General features: G+C 45.9%; 19 protein-coding genes. 2 read left to right on the forward strand and 17 right to left on the reverse strand.

The features are described 5' to 3' along the window. Positions 1 to 27: 27 nt before the first annotated feature. Positions 28 to 276 (reverse strand): hypothetical protein, encoded by a 249-nt coding sequence (locus BM278_RS07710; RefSeq protein ID WP_090948776.1) that lies wholly within the window; start codon positions 274 to 276, stop codon positions 28 to 30. Between the two features lie 266 nt (positions 277 to 542). On the opposite strand from BM278_RS07710, the gene recU reads away from it, so the two are divergent. Further along, a complete protein-coding gene (gene recU / locus BM278_RS07715; protein WP_090948777.1) occupies positions 543 to 1148 on the forward strand; it encodes a Holliday junction resolvase RecU in 606 nt (201 codons plus the stop codon). A gap of 36 nt (positions 1149 to 1184) precedes the next feature. Next, complete coding sequence (locus tag BM278_RS07720) at positions 1185 to 3944, forward strand: PBP1A family penicillin-binding protein (RefSeq protein ID WP_090948778.1); 2760 nt, start codon at positions 1185 to 1187, stop codon at positions 3942 to 3944. Between the two features lie 20 nt (positions 3945 to 3964). On the opposite strand, the gene BM278_RS07725 is transcribed toward BM278_RS07720, so the two are convergent. The 16 genes from BM278_RS07725 to mgsA all read right to left on the reverse strand — a co-directional run bounded on the left by BM278_RS07725 (position 3965) and on the right by mgsA (position 19230). Beyond that, positions 3965 to 4468, reverse strand: a complete 504-nt coding sequence (locus tag BM278_RS07725) for a YpoC family protein (RefSeq protein WP_090948779.1) — start codon at positions 4466 to 4468, stop codon at positions 3965 to 3967. A gap of 101 nt (positions 4469 to 4569) precedes the next feature. After that, complete coding sequence (nth, locus tag BM278_RS07730; RefSeq protein ID WP_090948780.1) at positions 4570 to 5226, reverse strand: endonuclease III; 657 nt, start codon at positions 5224 to 5226, stop codon at positions 4570 to 4572. A 51-nt stretch (positions 5227 to 5277) separates the two neighbouring features. Next, positions 5278 to 5985: a DnaD domain-containing protein gene (locus BM278_RS07735; protein WP_090948781.1), complete on the reverse strand. Its 708-nt coding sequence runs from the start codon at positions 5983 to 5985 to the stop codon at positions 5278 to 5280. Positions 5986 to 6054: 69 nt separating this feature from the next. After that, entirely contained in the window at positions 6055 to 7347 is a 1293-nt protein-coding gene (gene asnS / locus BM278_RS07740; RefSeq protein ID WP_090948782.1) for an asparagine--tRNA ligase, read from the reverse strand. 118 nt (positions 7348 to 7465) lie between these two features. Beyond that, the gene (locus BM278_RS07745) at positions 7466 to 8656 is read right to left on the reverse strand and encodes a pyridoxal phosphate-dependent aminotransferase (RefSeq protein ID WP_090948783.1); all 1191 of its coding nucleotides are present in this window, start codon (positions 8654 to 8656) and stop codon (positions 7466 to 7468) included. Between the two features lie 21 nt (positions 8657 to 8677). Further along, on the reverse strand, positions 8678 to 9160 hold the full coding sequence (locus BM278_RS07750; RefSeq protein WP_208601769.1) for a cell wall elongation regulator TseB-like domain-containing protein: 483 nt from the start codon (positions 9158 to 9160) through the stop codon (positions 8678 to 8680). 7 nt (positions 9161 to 9167) lie between these two features. Then, entirely contained in the window at positions 9168 to 9338 is a 171-nt protein-coding gene (locus BM278_RS07755) for a YpmA family protein (protein ID WP_064550254.1), read from the reverse strand. Between the two features lie 282 nt (positions 9339 to 9620). After that, positions 9621 to 12383: an ATP-dependent DNA helicase DinG gene (dinG, locus tag BM278_RS07760; protein WP_090948785.1), complete on the reverse strand. Its 2763-nt coding sequence runs from the start codon at positions 12381 to 12383 to the stop codon at positions 9621 to 9623. Between the two features lie 70 nt (positions 12384 to 12453). Beyond that, positions 12454 to 12837: an aspartate 1-decarboxylase gene (gene panD / locus BM278_RS07765; RefSeq protein WP_090948786.1), complete on the reverse strand. Its 384-nt coding sequence runs from the start codon at positions 12835 to 12837 to the stop codon at positions 12454 to 12456. Between the two features lie 21 nt (positions 12838 to 12858). Then, positions 12859 to 13707 (reverse strand): pantoate--beta-alanine ligase, encoded by an 849-nt coding sequence (gene panC / locus BM278_RS07770; RefSeq protein WP_090948787.1) that lies wholly within the window; start codon positions 13705 to 13707, stop codon positions 12859 to 12861. After that, a complete protein-coding gene (gene panB / locus BM278_RS07775) occupies positions 13704 to 14543 on the reverse strand; it encodes a 3-methyl-2-oxobutanoate hydroxymethyltransferase (RefSeq protein WP_090948788.1) in 840 nt (279 codons plus the stop codon). Before panB ends, panC begins: the two co-directional genes overlap by 4 nt. A gap of 268 nt (positions 14544 to 14811) precedes the next feature. Then, positions 14812 to 15801, reverse strand: a complete 990-nt coding sequence (locus BM278_RS07780) for a biotin--[acetyl-CoA-carboxylase] ligase (RefSeq protein WP_090948789.1) — start codon at positions 15799 to 15801, stop codon at positions 14812 to 14814. Next, positions 15759 to 16973: a CCA tRNA nucleotidyltransferase gene (locus BM278_RS07785; RefSeq protein WP_090948790.1), complete on the reverse strand. Its 1215-nt coding sequence runs from the start codon at positions 16971 to 16973 to the stop codon at positions 15759 to 15761. Before BM278_RS07785 ends, BM278_RS07780 begins: the two co-directional genes overlap by 43 nt. 4 nt (positions 16974 to 16977) lie before the next feature. After that, entirely contained in the window at positions 16978 to 18105 is a 1128-nt protein-coding gene (bshA, locus tag BM278_RS07790; RefSeq protein ID WP_090948791.1) for an N-acetyl-alpha-D-glucosaminyl L-malate synthase BshA, read from the reverse strand. A gap of 2 nt (positions 18106 to 18107) precedes the next feature. Continuing rightward, on the reverse strand, positions 18108 to 18818 hold the full coding sequence (gene bshB1 / locus BM278_RS07795) for a bacillithiol biosynthesis deacetylase BshB1 (protein ID WP_208601770.1): 711 nt from the start codon (positions 18816 to 18818) through the stop codon (positions 18108 to 18110). Continuing rightward, positions 18808 to 19230, reverse strand: coding sequence for a methylglyoxal synthase (mgsA, locus tag BM278_RS07800; RefSeq protein ID WP_090948793.1), 423 nt, complete (start codon positions 19228 to 19230; stop codon positions 18808 to 18810). The genes bshB1 and mgsA overlap by 11 nt, the downstream gene beginning before the upstream one ends. Between the last annotated feature and the right edge of the window lie 34 nt (positions 19231 to 19264).

The following is a 19264-nucleotide window of genomic DNA, read 5'->3' on the forward strand; positions in this document are numbered from 1 at the left end:
CACCATTACGTTGAAGGGAAAAACTTACTACACAAAGAAAAGCTTTGAAGCAAATGAAAGCGACGGTTCCGCTTCTTCGACAACATCCCGTAATTGCTGTTCGACATGATCAAATTGCCGCTCTACCCTTTCCAACTGCATTTTATTTTGTACATAACGCTCCTCAATGGCATCCTCAATGACTTTTTCCATTTTTTCATGTACTTGCTGGATTAGTTGGACAATTTCGTATAGTTGTTTTTCCACTTTCTCTTTTTTGACCCACCGCTGATCCACTGTCATTCTCCCCCCATCTTTTATCATGATGATAATCAATTCGCGGCAAACCTTTGACACCCTTCCAATATGACAAAACTAGAACCATTTCGGCAAAGAAAGTGCCGGCAGCTATTGCTTCGAACGTTTTCGACATATGGAAAATACGGTCAAGAAAAAAAATAACCTGCGTAATCATGTATATGTGATAGATCATTTGATTCTTATTGCACCCGTTTCTCGATTTCCTGTGGTATAATAAAAAGCATTCAAAGGAGATGAAGAGGATGGCATTCAAATATCCCGGCGGCAAAACGTACGAAACAAGGCGGATGAGCGAACCGGTGCGTCCATTTCAGCCAAATTACGGAAATCGTGGAATGACGCTAGAAGAAGATTTGAACGCAACGAATGAATATTACCGCGAACACGGAATTGCCGTCATTCATAAAAAGCCGACGCCGGTGCAAATCGTCCGCGTCGACTATCCGAAACGAAGCGCTGCCGTCATTAAAGAAGCTTATTTTAAACAAGCGTCGACAACTGATTATAACGGGGTATATCGCGGCAAATATATTGACTTTGAAGCGAAAGAAACGAAAAATAAAACATCGTTTCCGTTGAAAAATTTTCATGAACACCAAATTCATCATATGAAGCAAGTATTGCAGCACGGGGGAATTTGCTTCGTCATTTTGCGCTTTACGACATTGAACGAAGTTTATCTTCTTGATGCTCGTCATTTAATTACATTTTGGGAACGACAACAATCGGGAGGGAGAAAATCCATTCCGAAACAGGAAATCGAACGTCACGGTCACTATATTGCACTTGGCTATCAACCGAGAATTGATTATATTAGTGTAGTAGAAAAGATCTACTTTTCTCATTAACGGATTGCAAATCCATAAGAAAGGCAGGATTTGTTTATGTCTGGTGAATATCGTTCTCGCGTAGAACGAAAACAAGCAGCAAAGCGGACAAAGCAAAAGAAAGCGAAAAAGCGAAAAAACACATCGCTTTTTAAAAAATTAGCTACTGCTGTTTTGCTGTTTATGATCATAGGAATGGTAGGCGGAATTGCGACATTTGCTTATTTTATCAAAGATACACCGCCGCTTGATGAGGCAAAAATTAAAGATCCATTATCATCCACTGTTTATGACATGAACGGCCATAAAATCGCGGAACTCGGCGGTCATAAACGGACGTATATTTCCTATAAAGATATTCCAAAAGTATTGGAAGACGCCGTTTTGGCGACAGAAGACGCCCGCTTTTACGAGCACCACGGCGTGGATTTTATCCGGCTTGCCGGCGCCGTTGTCGCTAACGTAAAGGAAGGGTTTGGTTCAGAAGGCGGAAGCACGATCACACAACAAGTGGTTAAACTCACTTTCCTTTCGCCAGAAAAAACGTTAAAACGGAAAGCGCAAGAATTATGGCTTGCGCTTCGTTTGGAGCAAAAGTATTCAAAACAGGAAATTTTAGAAATGTACTTCAATAAAATTTATTATTCAGACGGTATTTACGGTGTTGCGAGAGCGGCAGAATATTACTTTGGTAAAACAAATTTAAAAGACTTAACGCTTCCTGAAGCAGCGCTGCTCGCGGGAATGCCGCAAAGCCCAAACAACTATAACCCGTATGACCATCCGGACGCTGCGAAAAAGCGACGGGATGTTGTGTTGTCGCTGATGGCAAAACATGGCTTTATTACAAAAGAGGAAGCGGAAAAAGCCAAACAAATGCCGATCAAATCAATGCTTGTTGAACGGAAAAAACAAGATAACTCGATTCCGTACGACTCGTTTATCGATGAAGTCGTAAAAGAAGTAACTGACCAAGCGAACGTAAACGTCTTTGAAGACGGATTAAAAATTTACACAACACTAGACCAAGATGCGCAAAAATACGTGGAAGATTTATTAAATTCCGATACGTTGTTTACCAATAAAAAAGATTTGCAGTCGGCGATCGCGCTCATTGACACAAAAACAGGCGAAATTCGCGCGCTTGGCGGCGGACGCCACCGCGAAAACGTAACGTTTGGGTTCAACTATGCAATTCAGCCAGTCGGTCAGCCTGGATCGTCCATTAAGCCGATTTTGGATTACGGTCCGGCGATCGAATATTTAAAATGGTCGACTGCCCATCAAATTGTTGATGAACCGTATTCGTACTCTAACGGCAAACCGATTCGAAATGCCGACCGAAGATACTTAGGCCCGATTACGATGCGCTACGCGTTAGCACAATCCCGCAACATTCCAGCGTTAAAAGCGTTTCAAGCCGTTGGAAAAGAGCGGGCAAAAGAATTTGCAAACAGGCTCGGCATGGGATTTGATGAAGTGCACGAGGCGTACGCGATCGGCGGCTTGGAAAATCGCGTTTCTCCATTGCAAATGGCCGGAGCCTACAGCGCTTTTGGCAATAATGGGGTATATATTAAGCCGCACGCCGTCACGAAAATCGTCTTTCCGGACGGCACAGAGATGAACTTAAAACCGAAACCGAAAAAAGTGATGAAAGATTATACAGCGTACATGATCACTGATATGTTAAAATCGGTTGTCCAATACGGAACGGGCACGCTTGCGAACGTTCCGGGGCTCCATATCGCCGGCAAAACGGGAACGACAAACTATCCTAGCGAAATCGCAAGAAAATACGGTCTATCGGAACGGGCCGTACCGGACAGCTGGTTTGTCGGCTACACGCCAAACTATACAGCAGCGGTTTGGACCGGATTTAGCAAACGCAGCAGCACCGCTGATTTATCAAAATATGAGCAGAAGATTTCACGCCTTTTGTTTAAACGAGTCATTTCTCATGTCGATGATGGTGGCAGCGATTTTAAAATGCCAAAAAGCGTTGTAAAACTGCCGATTAAAAAAGGTTCTAATCCGCCAAAACTGGCAAGCAAATATACGCCAGAAAGCGAAGTCACATATGAATGTTTCATCAGAGGAACAGAACCGACAGAAGTGGCGAAAGACGACGAACCGGAAACAATGCCATCGGTAACGAACTTGCAAGCAGCGTACAACCAAGCAACGAACTCCATCGTCGTTTCATGGAACTATAGCAACGCAAACGGCGATACTATCTTTGAAATTCGGATAAAAAATGATAAAGGCGAACAAGACGTCATAACAACGAGAGAACAATCGATCGTCGTTAATAATCCAACGCCAGGCGCTGTTTACACATTTGCCGTTTACGCGAAAGAAGGAGAAAACCAAAGCAAGCCAGCGTTGACGAGCGTGCGAGTGCCAGGAGAAGGCGAAAATATGCAAGGAGATGAAAATCAAGGCCAAACGACTCCACCTGATCAACCAAACCAAGACACAGACAACGGACAACAACCGAATGAAAACGGCAATGGAGCAAATGACAACAACAATGGCAATAACGGAAACAATGGGAATAACGGAAACGACGATAATCGTGGCAACAATGGCAATAATGGTAATAACGGTGGTGGCAATTCCGGCGGTACGACTTCGCCAACGCCGCCATCTACCAACCCGACAACTCCTCCGCCGCAAAATAATAATGGCGGAGGAAACAATGGGAATACCCCACATAATAACGGGGGAAACAATAGTAATGCGCAACGCAATAGCTCCATTGGCACAAACGTTCAGCAACGCTCCGATCTCATCAAAAAAGAAAATGAAAATTAAACAACAAAAGGATGTCTCGCTTACCGAGACATCCTTTTGTTTATTGCCATTTGTTTGTATGCCAATTTTGCTGTTTCCGCAAACAATTCACACAACTGAATAAACGAATGATACACATCGCAACGATCAAAAACGAACTGAAGCCGTTCTAAACAATTTACCGGTTTCAGCGGCAATGCACCAATTTCTTCTTGCCAATGACGCACATTCGTCACTCTCTTTCCGTTCAGCCAAAATAAACACGAAAGCAAATAAGAAAGCGCGCGAATCATTGGCGCACGAGCGGAACGACGGTCACGTCTAGCAAAACAGCTTTCCAACTGCTCTTTTTCCTCGCTCCACAACTGCAGCACCGCGGGAATGGACCGCTCGATATCATTCCAAGGAAACGGTTCGCGTTCGATCATATCATAATAAAAATAAACGTGTTTCATCATATGCGGAAAGGGCTGTTCATCCTTTATGTCGATAACTTCCTCTTCGCGAAAGAACAACGGATGGGCAAACTCATTTGTCACGCGCATCACTCGCCCTCCTTTCGCTTGTCAAGCGCAAATGATTGCGCAAAATTCCACTACGAGCAAGCGATTCGGACCACTGGAAAACAACGTCGCTTGCACAAATGCTAGGACTTACCCCTTTTGTTCATCCGTTTTTTTCCTTCCCGACATAAATCAAGAAGCGGACAAACGTGACATTGCGGAGACTGCGCTTTGCAATGATAGCGGCCGAAAAAGATCATGCGGTGATGTGTAATCGACCATTCTTCTTTCGGAATTTTTTTCATCAACGTTTTTTCGACTTCCAATACGGAATCATTCCACCGGCAAAAACCGAGGCGCTTGCTGACGCGCTCGACATGCGTATCGACGGCGATCGCCGGTATGCCAAAGGCGACAGAAACGACGACGTTCGCCGTTTTCCGCCCGACTCCGGGCAATTTCATCAGCTCATCGCGATCTTGTGGCACTTGTCCATCATATTTTTCTATTAGCATCGCACATAACTTTTGAATATTTTTTGCTTTATTGCGATAAAGGCCGATCGAACGAATATCTTGTTGCAACTCTTCAAGCGGGACAGTCACATAGTCTTCCGGCGTTTTATATTTTTCAAATAAATGTTTCGTTACTTTATTGACTAGCGCATCTGTACATTGCGCGGATAGGACGACAGCGATTAATAATTCAAACGGATTGCGATGCACTAGTTCGCAATGCGCATCCGGAAACATTTCCCCCATTTTATCTAAACAATAGCGAATTTGTTGTTTCGTAAGCATTCACCTTCTCCTTTCTGTTCACAAAGAAAAACGAGAGACAACGCCTCTCGCTTATGACTCCAGCCAGTTAAAAAATGGAATCGTTTGTTTATATTCACTTTGCTCAGGCGGTGTTGACTTGGAAGACTGCTGATATTTGCGAAATCTTCTTCCATAATTTTGCGCCTGCTCGATCGTGCGGATTCCGTTCTTTTTCCACTCAAATAAAATGCGATCAATATAGCGGAAATTCAATTTTCCCGACAACACCGCTTCACGAAGCGCCGCTTTAATGAGGATTGGGCTATGGCCGTCTTGATCGATCCACATCGATAATGTTTCACATTCCAACGGAGACAGCGGTCGGCCAAATTCTTGTTCAAACACCGTATACAAGCTTTGCTCTTCTTCTTGCCGCTCTCGTTTTTCCTCTTTTAACAACTCGGCGTATAAATAATGGACAAGCTTTTCCCAGAGCGGCTGCAGCGAATATTTTTCGCTACGAATTTCTTGCTCGTCAACGTTCTCTTCAATCGAAATAAATCCTTTTTGCAACAATTTCCGAAGCGTCTCCATACACTCGGAAGGAGTGATCGTCATTTTTTCGGCCAACTCAGCCGGAGTAGGGAATAAAATTCCTTCTTCAATAAAAGAGTGCAAATGCAATAATAGCACGAATTCTACTTCCGACAAACCGAGATGTTTATAATGATACAATAATAGCTTCGGAATCGCAATGCTTCCTTGCGACAGCCATTCGGCCAATTTCTTTTTATCCATACGGATACACCTCAACTATAGTATAACATAACCGGATAAAAAATCCCCCCTTTTTTCCGGGGGGATTTCTTACGGATAAAGACGGTTGAGCAAACGCGGGAACGGAATCGTTTCGCGAACGTGGTCGACGCCGCAAATCCAAGCAACGGTACGCTCCAGCCCAAGCCCGAACCCAGAGTGCGGCACAGAGCCGTATTGTCGCAATTCTAAATACCATTTATACGCATCCAGCGGCAAATGATGCTCTTCCAACCGTTTTTTCAACAATTCATAATCATGAATCCGCTCCGAACCGCCAATAATTTCGCCGTAGCCTTCCGGAGCAATCAAGTCGGCGCACAGCACAACATCTGGACGATTCGGGTCCGGCTGCATATAAAACGGCTTCAGCGTTGCCGGATAATGCGTAATAAAAACAGGTTTGTCAAAACTTTCGGCAATCGCTGTTTCGTGTGGAGCACCAAAATCGTCACCCCATTGGATGTCGTTCAACCCTTTATCATGCAAAAGCTGAATTGCCTCATCGTATGTAATGCGCGGAAATGGCGGCTTCACAAGTTCGAGCTTCGTCGTATCGCGCCCTAACGTTTTTAACTCCAACTGGCAATTTTTCAACACCGATTGGACGATGTGCGAAACGTATTCTTCCTGAAGCTTTAAATTATCTTCGAATTCATAAAACGCCATTTCCGGCTCAATCATCCAAAATTCAATTAAATGGCGGCGCGTTTTTGATTTTTCGGCACGGAACGTCGGACCAAAGGAAAATACTTTACCGAGCGCCATCGCCGCCGCTTCCATATATAACTGCCCGCTTTGCGATAAATAAGCGTCCTCATCAAAATATTTCGTATGAAATAATTCGGTCGTCCCTTCCGGCGCGCTGCCTGTCAAAATCGGCGGATCGATTTTCACAAAGCCGCGATCGTTGAAAAATTCATACGTCGCGCGAATCACTTCATTGCGAATTTTCATAATCGCATGCTGGCGACGCGACCGCAACCAAAGGTGGCGGTGATCCATTAAAAATTCGACTCCGTGTTCTTTCGGCGTAATTGGATAGTCGACCGCTTCATGAATAATTTCCAAGTTTGTCACAGAAAGTTCATATCCGAACGGAGAACGTTCATCGACGCGCACCGTTCCCGTTACGTATAGCGACGTTTCTTGCGAGATCGATTTAGCGATTTGAAAAACATCTTCCGTCACTTTCGATTTTTCGACAACACCTTGAATAAAGCCTGTTCCGTCACGTAATTGCAAAAAGGCGATTTTTCCACTCGAACGCTTGTTAGCAAGCCAAGCGCCGATCGTTACTTCTTGTCCTACGTAATTTTTTACTTCTGCAATCGTCGTTTTCACGTACGTTTTCCCTCCAACATCTGTTCGAACACAATGTAGTACATCCTACAATATTATACATTTCGCCAAAAAGAGAGGCAACAAAAAAGCGGCTTTGCCAAAGCAAAGCCGCTTTTGTTTACGCATGCTGCAGTTTGTTTTCCATAAATTGTTTGATGCGTTCAATCGCTTTTTCCAACACGTCAAGTGAAGTGGCATAGGACAAGCGGACGTTGTCCGGAGCGCCGAATCCGGATCCCGGCACAAGCGCAACGTTCGCTTCTTCCAACAGTGCTTTAACGAATTCGTCCACCGTATCATAGCCGGCTATTTTCGCCGCTTCACGCACATTCGGGAACAAATAAAACGCTCCTTGCGGCTTCACGCAAGTAAATCCTGGAATTTGCACAAGCTTTTCATAAATAATGTTCAACCGTTCTTCAAACGCTTTGCGCATTTCTTCCACTGGCTCTTGCGAACCGCTGTATGCAGCAATCGCCGCATATTGCGCGATCGATGTCGGGTTCGAGGTGCTGTGGCTGGCAAGATCAGTCATCGCCTTAATAATTTCTTTGTTTCCGGCCGCATAGCCAATCCGCCATCCCGTCATCGAATGCGATTTGGACAAGCCATTAATGACGATCGTTTGCGCTTTTAACTCCGGTGACAATTGCGCGATCGATACGTGTTTGGCGTTTCCGTACACCAATTTTTCATAAATTTCATCAGAAACGATCAAAATGTCATGCTCTAAGCAAACTTCACCAAGCGCTTTTAACTCCTCTTCCGTATAAATCATTCCCGTCGGATTGCTTGGCGAGTTGATGATCACCGCTTTTGTCCGCTCCGTAATCGCCGCTTTTAGCTGCTCCGGCGTGATTTTAAACTCGTTTTCCTCTAAACCTTTGACATAAACAGGAACGCCGCCGGCAAGCTTGACTTGCTCCGGATAGCTGACCCAATATGGAGTTGGGATGATCACTTCATCCCCTTCGTCTAAAATTACTTGAAATAACGTATATAGCGCGTGTTTTGCCCCGACACAAACGATGATTTCCGACGGCTCGTAATGAAGCTGCTGGTCTTTTTCAAATTTCTTAATAATTTCCGCTTTTAGAGCCGGCAGGCCTCCCGACGGCGTATATTTCGTATGCCCTTCATTCATCGCTTTGACAGCCGCGTCAATAATATGCTGCGGCGTGTTAAAATCCGGTTCACCTGCTCCCAATCCAATCACATCATAACCTGCTGCTTTTAACTCTTTTGCTTTTGCCGTGATCGCTAGCGTGGCGGATGGTGTGAGTGAAGCAACTCGTTTCGCAAGTTTCATCGTTTCTTCCCCCTAATTATGTCATTGTTGAAAACTGTACCTCTTTAGAAATGTTCCGTCAGTAAAGCTTACGTAATAAAACGAATAGCGGTCATGTTGATCAATGTATGTTAACTCCCAAAGAGGTACGCCCTTTTCCATGCCAAGCTTGGCGGAAATCAATTTCTTTGGATGGCGCTCCGCTTTTAATTTCGCGATCGCTTCCGTTTCCGTAATGCCGCTTTCCGCTCGTTTGATAACGATTTTTCCTTTCTTTTCTGGAACCCAAGCGATATATTTTTTCCCATGCTTATTCTCGCCGATAAAAACGGTATAAGTGCGGTCTCCATAATATGTATAAGTGCGGTCAATACGCGTGAAAGCAATTTTTTCTTTCGCGCGCGCTAACGCCTTTTCCGCCAATGACTGTTTTGGCTGCAAAGCATCTTGATAAACGGAGATCGCCTGCCAAACTCCAAGACATAAAAAAATGAGTATGAAAACGAGCCACTTTTTCATTTCCATCACATCTTTACGTACGATAAATCGTAAAAATCGCCTGCTTTTTATCCTTTTCATCTAAAGCGAGCCCGAACATAAGGTTGTCTCGTTTCAACGTCCGGTTCAGGCAATCGACGATTTTGTATAAATCATCAGAATGTTGAATTTTTACGGTAGCAAGCACTTCGATTTTACTTTCCATTTACGTCGTTTCCTCCTGTGTGACACAAATTTTGTTACTTATACGAACAAAGCACAACGGCAACAATACAAATACAACAGCAATATGACATGTTGTGTTTCCTTATTATTATAACAGGTTCGCCTGTTTATTTCATAAAAAAATTGCCCGCCTACACCACTTTTCATCGCGCCTTGCTTCCATATATGCGCAAGCAAGGCGCTTTTTTGCTGCAATTCTCTAAGCGGATTAACGGCTAGTCCAACTAGTTATAGCTTACGCCGTTTTCCGTTCATTTATCTATCATAGCCATTTTTCTAGTTTTTGCAAAAGTTGATCAAGCGATTGTTCATAAACGGTAAGCGGCGGCAACGAATTTAAAAAATATTTTCCGTATGAAGCAGACGTAAGGCGGCGATCAAGTACAAACACCGCTCCTTTATCTTTTTTCGTGCGAACCAGTCTTCCGAACCCTTGTTTGAAGCGGAGTACCGCTTCCGGAAGGGAAAGTTCGTAAAAAGGATTTCCACCTTTAGCGCGAATATGCTCGCTCTTTGCCGCGATGACCGGGTCGTCCGGTGGCGCAAATGGCAAACGGACAATCACCACTACAGACAGCTCGTCACCAGGCAAATCGACTCCTTCCCAAAAATTGCTTGTTCCAAACAAAATCGCTTGTTCAAACTGTTGAAACGCTCTTGTCAGTTTTGCCGCACTGCCGCTTTGTACTCCTTGGGCGATCAATACATATTCCCCGCTTCGTTCATCCATATTCATCGCGGCGGCAGTCAATCGCAACAGCTCGTAAGAAGTAAAAAGCACAAGCATTTTCCCTTTAATTTGTTCAGCAATTTGCGCTACCCCTTCGGCAACGGCGGAGGCATATTCTTCTAATGATACAGAAGAAATGGATGGAAAATCGCTCGGAATCATTAAAATCGCTTGTTCTTTATACGAAAACGGAGATGGAATTGTTTGGCAAATTGGATAAAAGTCGCTTAATCCGAGACGGGATATCATATATGCGAAACTGTCATTCATCGTTAATGTCGCTGATGTAAGCACAACGCTTTTTTTTCGCATAAACAGCCGTTCGGCAAAAAATTCATCGAGCTGAATCGGCTGTGAATAAATCGCCGTGGCGTTTGCCGCTCCCTTTTCTTCCGCTTCGATCCATCGCACGACCATTGGATCATCGCTTTCCATTAAATCGAACAATGCATCGACAATGTTGTTCAAAGAGGAAACGTCGGAAAAATACGAACAGGACTTATCGGGCATAGTTTCCATTTCGTTTTGTTTGAAAATTGCCCGCAATCGCATTGTTTCGTCGACAAGCTGGGCAACATGATCGCGTACCCGCCATAACAGTTCTTTCATCGCGCTCCATTGGCGGCCGCTTTCTTTTTTTGGCTCCACGCGATAGCGGCAGCGCCCCGATTCCGCCGGCTTCTTGTTTAACGCATAACGGCGCATCATGCGAAACAGCTCGTCACATTCAAACTGCAGTTCTTCCACAAGCCGCTCACAACGCAAAAAACGATCGTTCGCGCTCAAATGATACCGTTCAAATAATTTCATTAACTTCGCCAGCGAACCGTTTTCATTTATTTTTCCAATTCTTGTTAATAGCAAACGAATCGAAACATAATCGACTTGTTGCCCAAAATAATGGGACGCCACATCTTCGAGATGGTGCGCCTCATCAATCACTATATGCTCATAATCAGGCAAAAGCGGTGTAGAAGCAGTAACGTCATGCAATAAAAACGCGTGGTTAGTGATCACAATATCGGCTTCTTCCGCACGCTGTTTCGCTCGTAAAAAGAAATTATATTTGCCGCCGTTATCTTCCTCATCCATAAACAGCAATGGCCAAAATAAACGCGCGCCGGATGAGACGTTCAACTCGTCCATATCTCCTGTTTCCGTTTTCGTCAGCCAAACAAGAAGCTGGCATTTCAACAATACAACATCATAGTTTTGATGATGCTCCCGCAAAAAAGCGACGAACTTATCCAATGAAAGATAATTGCGCTTTCCTTTCAGCACCGCTACGCGAAGCGGAAACGGAACAATCGTTTTTACGAAAGGGATGTCGCGCTCAAGAAGCTGCTGTTGCAGCTGAAGCGTATGCGTGCTAATCACGACGCGTTTTCTCCGCTCATGCGCGAAAAAAGCGCTTGGAATTAAATACGCCAGCGATTTGCCAATGCCTGTCCCCGCTTCGACTAAAGCGTGCTGCGACGTTTCGAGCGCTTCATAAACGAGCTTCATCATTTCCCATTGCCCATCTCGTCTTTCATAATGATCAAGCGGAAGCGTATGCGGGCCGGCAAAAAACTCGGCAAACGAGGCCCGCTCGTTGCCGTCCTCCTCTTTTTTTGGCATGGGAGCAGGTTTTTTTAGGGCAACGCCATGGTAAAACATATATGACTTCTCATCGGCTAAAGATGCCATCTTTTCCATCACCATATTGTCCATCAACGAATATAAATCGCTTTTTAAATAGGGCGACAACCGCTTTAAATGCTGCAGCGTCGCAAGCGGCAACCGGCGCAAACGGTCCAATAACGCGATAAATAATTTAGCGGTGACTTCTGCATCGCTGTCAGCGTGATGCGGTTGGTCATGGGTAATATGCAGCAGTTTTGCTAAGTCTCCTAATTTATAGCTTTCAGCATCCGGAAAAACAATGCGGGCAAGTTCGACCGTATCGATCGTCGGCCCTGCAAATGGAGGAAATCCCGCCATTTGTAACTCTTCCTGCAAAAATTGCAAATCAAACGAAACATTATGGGCAACAAAATAAGATTGCTGCAACATGTCGACGATTTTCGCCGCTTTTTCGGCAAAAATCGGCGCATCAGCGACCATTTGCTCATTAATGTTCGTTAACTGCTGCACAAATGGCGGAATATCCCGCTCTGGGTTAAAAAAACTCGAGAAACGAGCGACAATCTGCCCGTTTTCCACGACTACCATGCCAAGCTGGATAATGCGGTCGCCTTTTTTCGGAACATTCCCTGTTGTTTCTAAATCTACGATTACAAACCGGTCTTTCATATCGTCACCTCAAAACAAAAAAGCGTAACGAAAGGGGCCTTTTCGCACGCGAAATAGCCCCTTTCTTTTATTATAAAACCGTATGTGCCGGTTCATCGACAATGAGCTGCTGAATGCGATTGTTCTCGTCCATAATCGCGATTTTCGGACGATGTTCGGCGATTTTTTCCTCAGGAACGAGCGCGTAGGAAATCACAATAATAACATCCCCTTTTTGCACAAGGCGGGCGGCGGCGCCATTCAAACAAAATACCCCGCTGCCGCGCTCGCCGGGAATAATATACGTTTCAAAACGCGCTCCGTTATTATTGTTGACAATTTGCACTTTTTCATTAGCAACCATGCCGACCGCATCCAAAATATCGGCATCGATCGTAATGCTGCCAACGTAGTTCAAATTTGCCTCCGTTACGCGAGCGCGGTGAATTTTCGCGTTCATTAATGTGCGAAACATGAAGAAATCCCCCCAATAGCGTCACTTTACATCCATTACGATATTATCGATGAGACGGGCGTTAGCAAAGCGAACAGCAACGGCAATGATCACTTTCCCGCGTAGCTTTTCAAGCGGCTTTAATTCCGGATAAGCGTAAATTTCCACATAATCGATCTCCGCACTTGTATTCGCTTGAATATAATCTTTCACTAATGCACAAACCGTCTCCGGATGGCGCTCTCCGTTTTCGATTGCCTGTTTCGCCCGTTGCAGCGCTTGGTAGAGCGCCGGTGCCTCTTTTCGTTCTTCCGGCGATAAGTAAATATTCCGGGAACTTTTCGCAAGGCCGTCTTCTTCGCGAACAGTCGGCACAGCAACTAATTCGATTGGAAAATGAAAATCACGAATCAGTCCGTCAACCACGGCGACTTGCTGCGCGTCCTTCATTCCAAAATAAGCGCGGGTCGGCATGACAATGTGAAACAATTTCGTCAAGACGGTAGCAACGCCGTCGAAATGGCCCGGTCTTGATTTTCCGCAAAGCACGTCGACGCGCTCTTTCACGACCACTTGCACGCTTAATGGGCGCGGATACATTTCCTCTACACTCGGGCAAAAGAAAACGTCAACGCCGTTTTCTTTTGCGATGCGCTCATCGCGCTCGATATCGCGCGGGTATCGCGCAAAATCTTCATTTGGCCCAAACTGAAGCGGATTGACAAAAACGCTTAATGCGACGATATCGTTTTCCTCACGCGCTTTTTTAATGAGAGCAACGTGCCCTTCATGCAAATATCCCATCGTCGGCACAAAGCCGATCGTTTTTCCCTCAAGTCGATATTGCTGCATCATCGTTTGCATGTCTTGCACTTTCGTTGTCACAATCATGATTGTTTTCCTCCGTATAGGGCAACCCATTCTTCTTCTTTCATCGTAAACGCATGAGCGGCTTCTGGAAACCGCCGCAACTTCACATCAGCGACGTAGTTGGCAAGCGCGTGGGAAATCGTTTCTTGAATATTAGCGTATTTTTTCACGAATTTCGGAACGCGGTCCACTCCATATCCGAGCACGTCATGATAGACAAGCACTTGGCCATCCACTTCATCGCCGGCGCCGATGCCGATCGTCGGAATCGTTAACTGCTTTGTAATTTCTGCGGCAATTTGTTTCGGCACACATTCCAAAACGAGAGCGATTGCGCCGGCTTTTTCGCACAATTTTGCGTCTTCCATTAGCTTCCGGGCGCTTTCCGCGTCTTTTCCTTGCACTTTATAGCCGCCAAGCACCCCGACAGACTGCGGAGTAAGCCCAAGATGAGAAATAACAGGAACTCCCGCTTTTGTAAGCGCACGAATAACGTTGACAACGTCATCGGCGCCTTCGATTTTTACCGCGTTCGCTCCCGATTGCTGCATAATGCGTTGCGCATTGCGAAGCGCTTCTTCCATGGATAAATGATAAGACATAAACGGCATGTCAGTAACGATAAACGTATTTGGCGCTCCGCGACGAACCGCTTTCGTATGATGAATCATTTCTTCCACAGTAACAGGTATTGTCGAATCATACCCTAAAACGACCATCCCGAGCGAATCGCCGACTAAAATCATATCCACTCCCGCCGCTTCTGCTAGTTTCGCCGACGGGAAATCGTAAGCAGTCAGCATGACAATCGGCTCATTCGCTTGCTTCATTCGGAAAAAATCGGTTTTCGTTTTCATCATCTATCCCTCCTCTTTTGTCACAGAGGAGATGAATCACCGAACAAAAAAACCTTCTTTCTCTACCTTGAGAAAGAAGGACACCTATGGCAACCATCGGCTGAGTTCATCCCTCTGTCCAAGTCCTTCTAAGGATCAAGGCAGATCGCGTTTTGTTATTGACTTGTTGTTCTTACTTGCTTGGTGCAGTTCTTTCGCAAAAGATACTGCCCTTTTCCTTGTTCGTTTGTATTTTAACAAAATTGTCACAATTTTTCTAGATGGATAATTATAACTGAATATCAGCGGAGTGAATATAATGAATCTGCTTGTCTTCGTCTTCTAGCATAAGCACGCCTTCATCGGTAATGCCGAGCGCAATTCCTTTCATCGTCCCGGTTAACGTCCGGGCGACAATTTCTTTTCCGATGCTTGTCGCATATCCTTCCCATAATAGTTTAATCGGGCGGAATCCATATTGCAAATATTGTTCATATAATCTTTCGAGCCGCAATAAAATTTCTTGGATAAGCTTTGCGCGTTGAATGCGCTCTCCTTTTTCGATCGAGAGCGACGTGGCAATCGCGCGGATTTCTTCCGGAAATTGCTCGATCGTTTGGTTGACGTTAATGCCCATGCCAATAATGACCGAATGAATCCGATCAGGGTCTGCTTGCAATTCCGTTAAAATGCCGACACATTTTTTTCCGTTGATTAAAATATCGTTCGGCCATTTAATGTCAGGGACGATATTCGTCACTTCCTGAATCGCTTGCGCAATCGCAACGGCGGTCAGCAACGTAAGCTGCGGCGCCTTTTGCGGCGGAATCGGCGGGCGCAAAATGAGGCTCATCCATATTCCCGTTCCTTTCGGAGAAAACCATTTGCGGTCCATCCGCCCACGTCCGGCCGTTTGCTGTTCAGCGATCACCAGCGTTCCTTCTTTCGCGCCTTCATACGCGAGTTTTAAAGCGATCTGCTGCGTCGATGTTACTTCTTCTTCGAAATGGATATGGCGGCCGAACGTTTTTGTCTTTAAACCAAGCTGAATTTCATTTGCCGTCACTTTATCAGGGGTTTTTACGATGCGGTAGCCGAGGCGGCGCACCGCTTCTAATTCAAAGCCTTCCTTCCGCAGCTCTTCGATATGTTTCCAAACAGCCGTCCGCGAACAACCGAGCATTTCGCTAATTTTTTGTCCAGAAATAAAATTTCCATTTGCTTCGGAAAACAGCTCTAACAATTTTCTTCGCGTATCAGATTGCGATGAATGAGCCATTCGTGAATCCGCTCCTTATGGTTTTCTACTTCCTCGTGAATCACCGCTCGCTCGATGAGCGCCAATATCTCTTTTACCCAAGGCCCTCCCGGTTTGCCAAACCATTTCATAATGTCATGTCCGCGCACCGCTAATTCGCTTTTTGTTTTGATTGGAAGGGACATAAACAATTCGCGCAACTTTTTGCGACGCTCGTCTACATTTTCACCGTTCGCTACCGCGCGAACCGTTTCCGCGGCAATCGCATGCTCCAGCCCGCATGCAAACAATCGCTCTTTCGTCCAATCGCGATCGGAATGAGTCGTTTGCACAATCCGCAAAACCGTCTCCACTTCTTTAATGACACGATTTGGCAACTTCCATGCCCGTAAAAAGCCAGCGGGCGCATCGATGCGAAGGATATAGCATAAAAATGCCCACCGTTGCCCGCGTGAATCAAGCAACCTCCAATCATAGCGGGTAGCCGTTTGCAGTTCGCTTTCTTTGTCGCGAAGCATCGGCAAATAGAAAAACAACCGCGTTTCCACTAATAAAGACAACGCCCGGCTTGCAAACGGGCCTTCCAACAGCTTTTCAAATTCCATCGTCATCCGTTCCACCGAAATGTGGGCAAGAAGCGGAGCGTTTTCGATAATCGCCCGCTTCGTTTCTTCATCAAGGGAAAATCCGAGCTGACTGACAAACCGGATCGCCCGCATCATTCTTAACGCATCTTCGGAAAATCGCTCTTTTGGATCGCCGACCGTGCGAATGATGCGATTGGCGATCGCGTCTTGCCCGCCAAATGGATCGATCAGCTTTCCTTCTTCATCCATCGCGATCGCGTTCATCGTGAAATCGCGGCGCTTTAAATCTTCGTAAAGGGAACGGACGAACGTCACCGATTCCGGACGGCGGTGGTCTTCATAGTCTCCATCGGTACGGAACGTCGTCACTTCATACTGAATTCCCTCATGAATAACGACAACGGTGCCATGCTGTGAACCGATATCAATCGTTTTCGGGAACAATTGCATGACTTCGTGCGGCAGTGCGCTTGTCGCGATATCAACATCGCCAATGTTCCGATTCAACAAAAAGTCGCGCACCGCTCCGCCGACAAAATATGCTTCATATCCATGCTTCTTTAGCTCGCGAATAATGCCAAGCGCTTTTTGAAACGGTTCTTTCATCACTTCACCCCTTTACGAGTGAAAAATAAATATCTTCATATTGCTTGACGATGTGCGCGGAATGAAACTTTTCATATACGGCTTGCACTGCCTGCGTTGCCATCAATGTATGGAGGCGTTGATCCGTTAAAATGCGAAGCGCTTTATTTGCAGCTTCTTCCGCATTTCCGAGTTCGCATAAAAATCCCGTTTTCCCATCCGCAATCACTTCCGGAATGCCGCCGATCGCTGTGCCGATGCAAGGGACGCCGCAAGCCATCGCCTCTAATAGCACAAGGCCGAAGCTTTCTTTTTCGGATAACAGCAGTTTCACATCGCTAATCGAATACAATTCATCGAGTTTATCTTGTTTTCCTAAAAAACGAACGTCATCGCCAAGCCCAAGCTCTTTCACAAGACGGCAGACGACCGTCATTTCCGGGCCGTCGCCGACAAGCAGCAGTTTTGCCGGCAGCTGTTTGCGAATGAGAGAAAATGCGCGCACGACATCGGGAACGCGTTTGACTTTCCGAAAGTTCGATACATGAATGACGACTTTTTCGTTCTCATCAATGCCATATTCCTTCTTTAAATGATCGACATTTTTTTTCTGGTATACACGCTCATCAACAAAGTTATAAACAGTGTGAATCGGCTTTTGCACGTCAAGAAGCTCATACGTCTGGCGGACGAGCGCGTTCGAAACGGCAGTGACGGCATCCGATTGTTCAATGCCGAATTTGATCATATCGCTTAACGACGGGTCATAGCCGAGCACAGTAATGTCCGTTCCGTGCAATGTCGTAACAATCTTTAACTTTCCGCCTACCATTTGCCGCGCTAATACAGCGCAAACGGCGTGCGGGACGGCGTAGTGGGCATGCAGCACGTCAAGCTGCTCCCGCTTCGCCACTTCGGCGATTTTGCTCGCCAGCGCTAAATCATATGGCGGATATTGAAACACGGAATATTGATTGACGCTTACTTCATGATAATAAATGTTGCCATACACCTTATTGAGGCGAAACGGCATGCTCGAAGAAATAAAATGAATTTCATGCCCTTTTTCCGCCAGCAATTTTCCTAACTCGGTAGCGACAACGCCAGAGCCTCCTACCGTCGGATAACAAACGATTCCTATTTTTAGCTTCATTGTCACACTCCCAGCAAATCATTGAAAATTTTAAGCGGTTTTTTCGCGAAAAATCCTTCGGCAAACATGACGCCGACTTCTTTTCCTAACAACCGTTCACGGCTTTCCACCATGTCGATATAGCCGTCTGTAAGCGGCGTGTCGACAGATCCTGCCGTTTTGGTAAACTGGCTTTCATAAGCGCGCAAACTAGCTATTTTTTTGTCGATTGTATCGCTAATGTCGATAACAAAATGCGGACGTTCCCACGCGTTAATCATGTAATAATAAACAGATGGAACGCGATGCGCCGGCAAGTCCGGTTCTGTTTTGTAGCGGCGGATGCCGGCGGAAAACACCGCCTCTTCGACAAGCCGAGCGCAATGCCCATGATCCGGATGCCGGTCCACCCAATAAGGGGCAAACACAACGAGCGGTCGGTATCGGCGAATGACAGAAACGATGCTGCGAATCGCTTCCTCGGTCGGGTGCAAGCCGCGATCCGGAAGCCCGAGGTTGATTCTCGCGGCAACTCCTAATATATTCGCGGCAACCGTCGCTTCTTTTTGCCGCAATTCCACCGTTCCGTTCGACGATAACTCGGCCAGCGTTAAATCGCAAATGCCAATGCGATACCCTTTTTTCGCATATTTCGCAATCGTTCCGCCCATCCCGATCTCCACATCATCCGGATGGGCACCGAACGCCAATATATGTAGTTGCTCATATTCCATTTGTCTCACCTTTTCTCCCGCGAACAATATTTCTCCACGCAAAATCGCCGCGCTCTAGCCCTTTAATTAAAATTTCCGCCGTTCCCATATTTGTCGCAAGCGGCACGGAATAGACATCGCATAAACGAATGAGCGCACTGACATCCGGCTCATGCGGCTGCGCCGTCAGCGGATCGCGGAAAAAGATCACCATATCCATTTCGTTGCGGGCGATCATTGCACCAATTTCTTGATCACCGCCATATGGTCCCGATTGAAAGCGATGCACCGGCAGCCCTGTCGCTTCTTGAATGCGCAATCCTGTCGTACCCGTCGCATACAGTTCATGTCGTTCTAAAATCGGCTGGTAGGCAGTCACAAATTCAATCATATCTGCCTTCTTTTTATCATGCGCGATCAACGCGATTCTCACAATAGCACCCCCGCTTATTTCTTCACACTTCTTG

This window comes from Parageobacillus thermantarcticus, assembly GCF_900111865.1.
In the GTDB taxonomy this organism is placed as follows: Bacteria; Bacillota; Bacilli; order Bacillales; family Anoxybacillaceae; genus Parageobacillus; species Parageobacillus thermantarcticus.

Coding starts and splice junctions, on each gene's coding strand:
- bshA (WP_090948791.1), bottom strand. CDS start 18,105: ATGAAGCTAAAAATAGGAATCGTTTGTTATCCGACGGTAGGAGGCTCT.
- BM278_RS07780 (WP_090948789.1), bottom strand. CDS start 15,801: ATGGCTCATTCATCGCAATCTGATACGCGAAGAAAATTGTTAGAGCTG.
- panD (WP_090948786.1), bottom strand. CDS start 12,837: ATGTTTCGCACATTAATGAACGCGAAAATTCACCGCGCTCGCGTAACG.
- BM278_RS07735 (WP_090948781.1), bottom strand. CDS start 5,985: ATGGATAAAAAGAAATTGGCCGAATGGCTGTCGCAAGGAAGCATTGCG.
- BM278_RS07750 (WP_208601769.1), bottom strand. CDS start 9,160: ATGGAAATGAAAAAGTGGCTCGTTTTCATACTCATTTTTTTATGTCTT.
- BM278_RS07720 (WP_090948778.1), top strand. CDS start 1,185: ATGTCTGGTGAATATCGTTCTCGCGTAGAACGAAAACAAGCAGCAAAG.
- BM278_RS07755 (WP_064550254.1), bottom strand. CDS start 9,338: ATGGAAAGTAAAATCGAAGTGCTTGCTACCGTAAAAATTCAACATTCT.
- recU (WP_090948777.1), top strand. CDS start 543: ATGGCATTCAAATATCCCGGCGGCAAAACGTACGAAACAAGGCGGATG.
- bshB1 (WP_208601770.1), bottom strand. CDS start 18,818: ATGGAATATGAGCAACTACATATATTGGCGTTCGGTGCCCATCCGGAT.
- panC (WP_090948787.1), bottom strand. CDS start 13,707: ATGATTGTGACAACGAAAGTGCAAGACATGCAAACGATGATGCAGCAA.
- dinG (WP_090948785.1), bottom strand. CDS start 12,383: ATGAAAGACCGGTTTGTAATCGTAGATTTAGAAACAACAGGGAATGTT.
- BM278_RS07785 (WP_090948790.1), bottom strand. CDS start 16,973: ATGAAAGAACCGTTTCAAAAAGCGCTTGGCATTATTCGCGAGCTAAAG.
- nth (WP_090948780.1), bottom strand. CDS start 5,226: ATGCTTACGAAACAACAAATTCGCTATTGTTTAGATAAAATGGGGGAA.
- BM278_RS07725 (WP_090948779.1), bottom strand. CDS start 4,468: ATGCGCGTGACAAATGAGTTTGCCCATCCGTTGTTCTTTCGCGAAGAG.
- BM278_RS07745 (WP_090948783.1), bottom strand. CDS start 8,656: ATGAAACTTGCGAAACGAGTTGCTTCACTCACACCATCCGCCACGCTA.
- panB (WP_090948788.1), bottom strand. CDS start 14,543: ATGAAAACGAAAACCGATTTTTTCCGAATGAAGCAAGCGAATGAGCCG.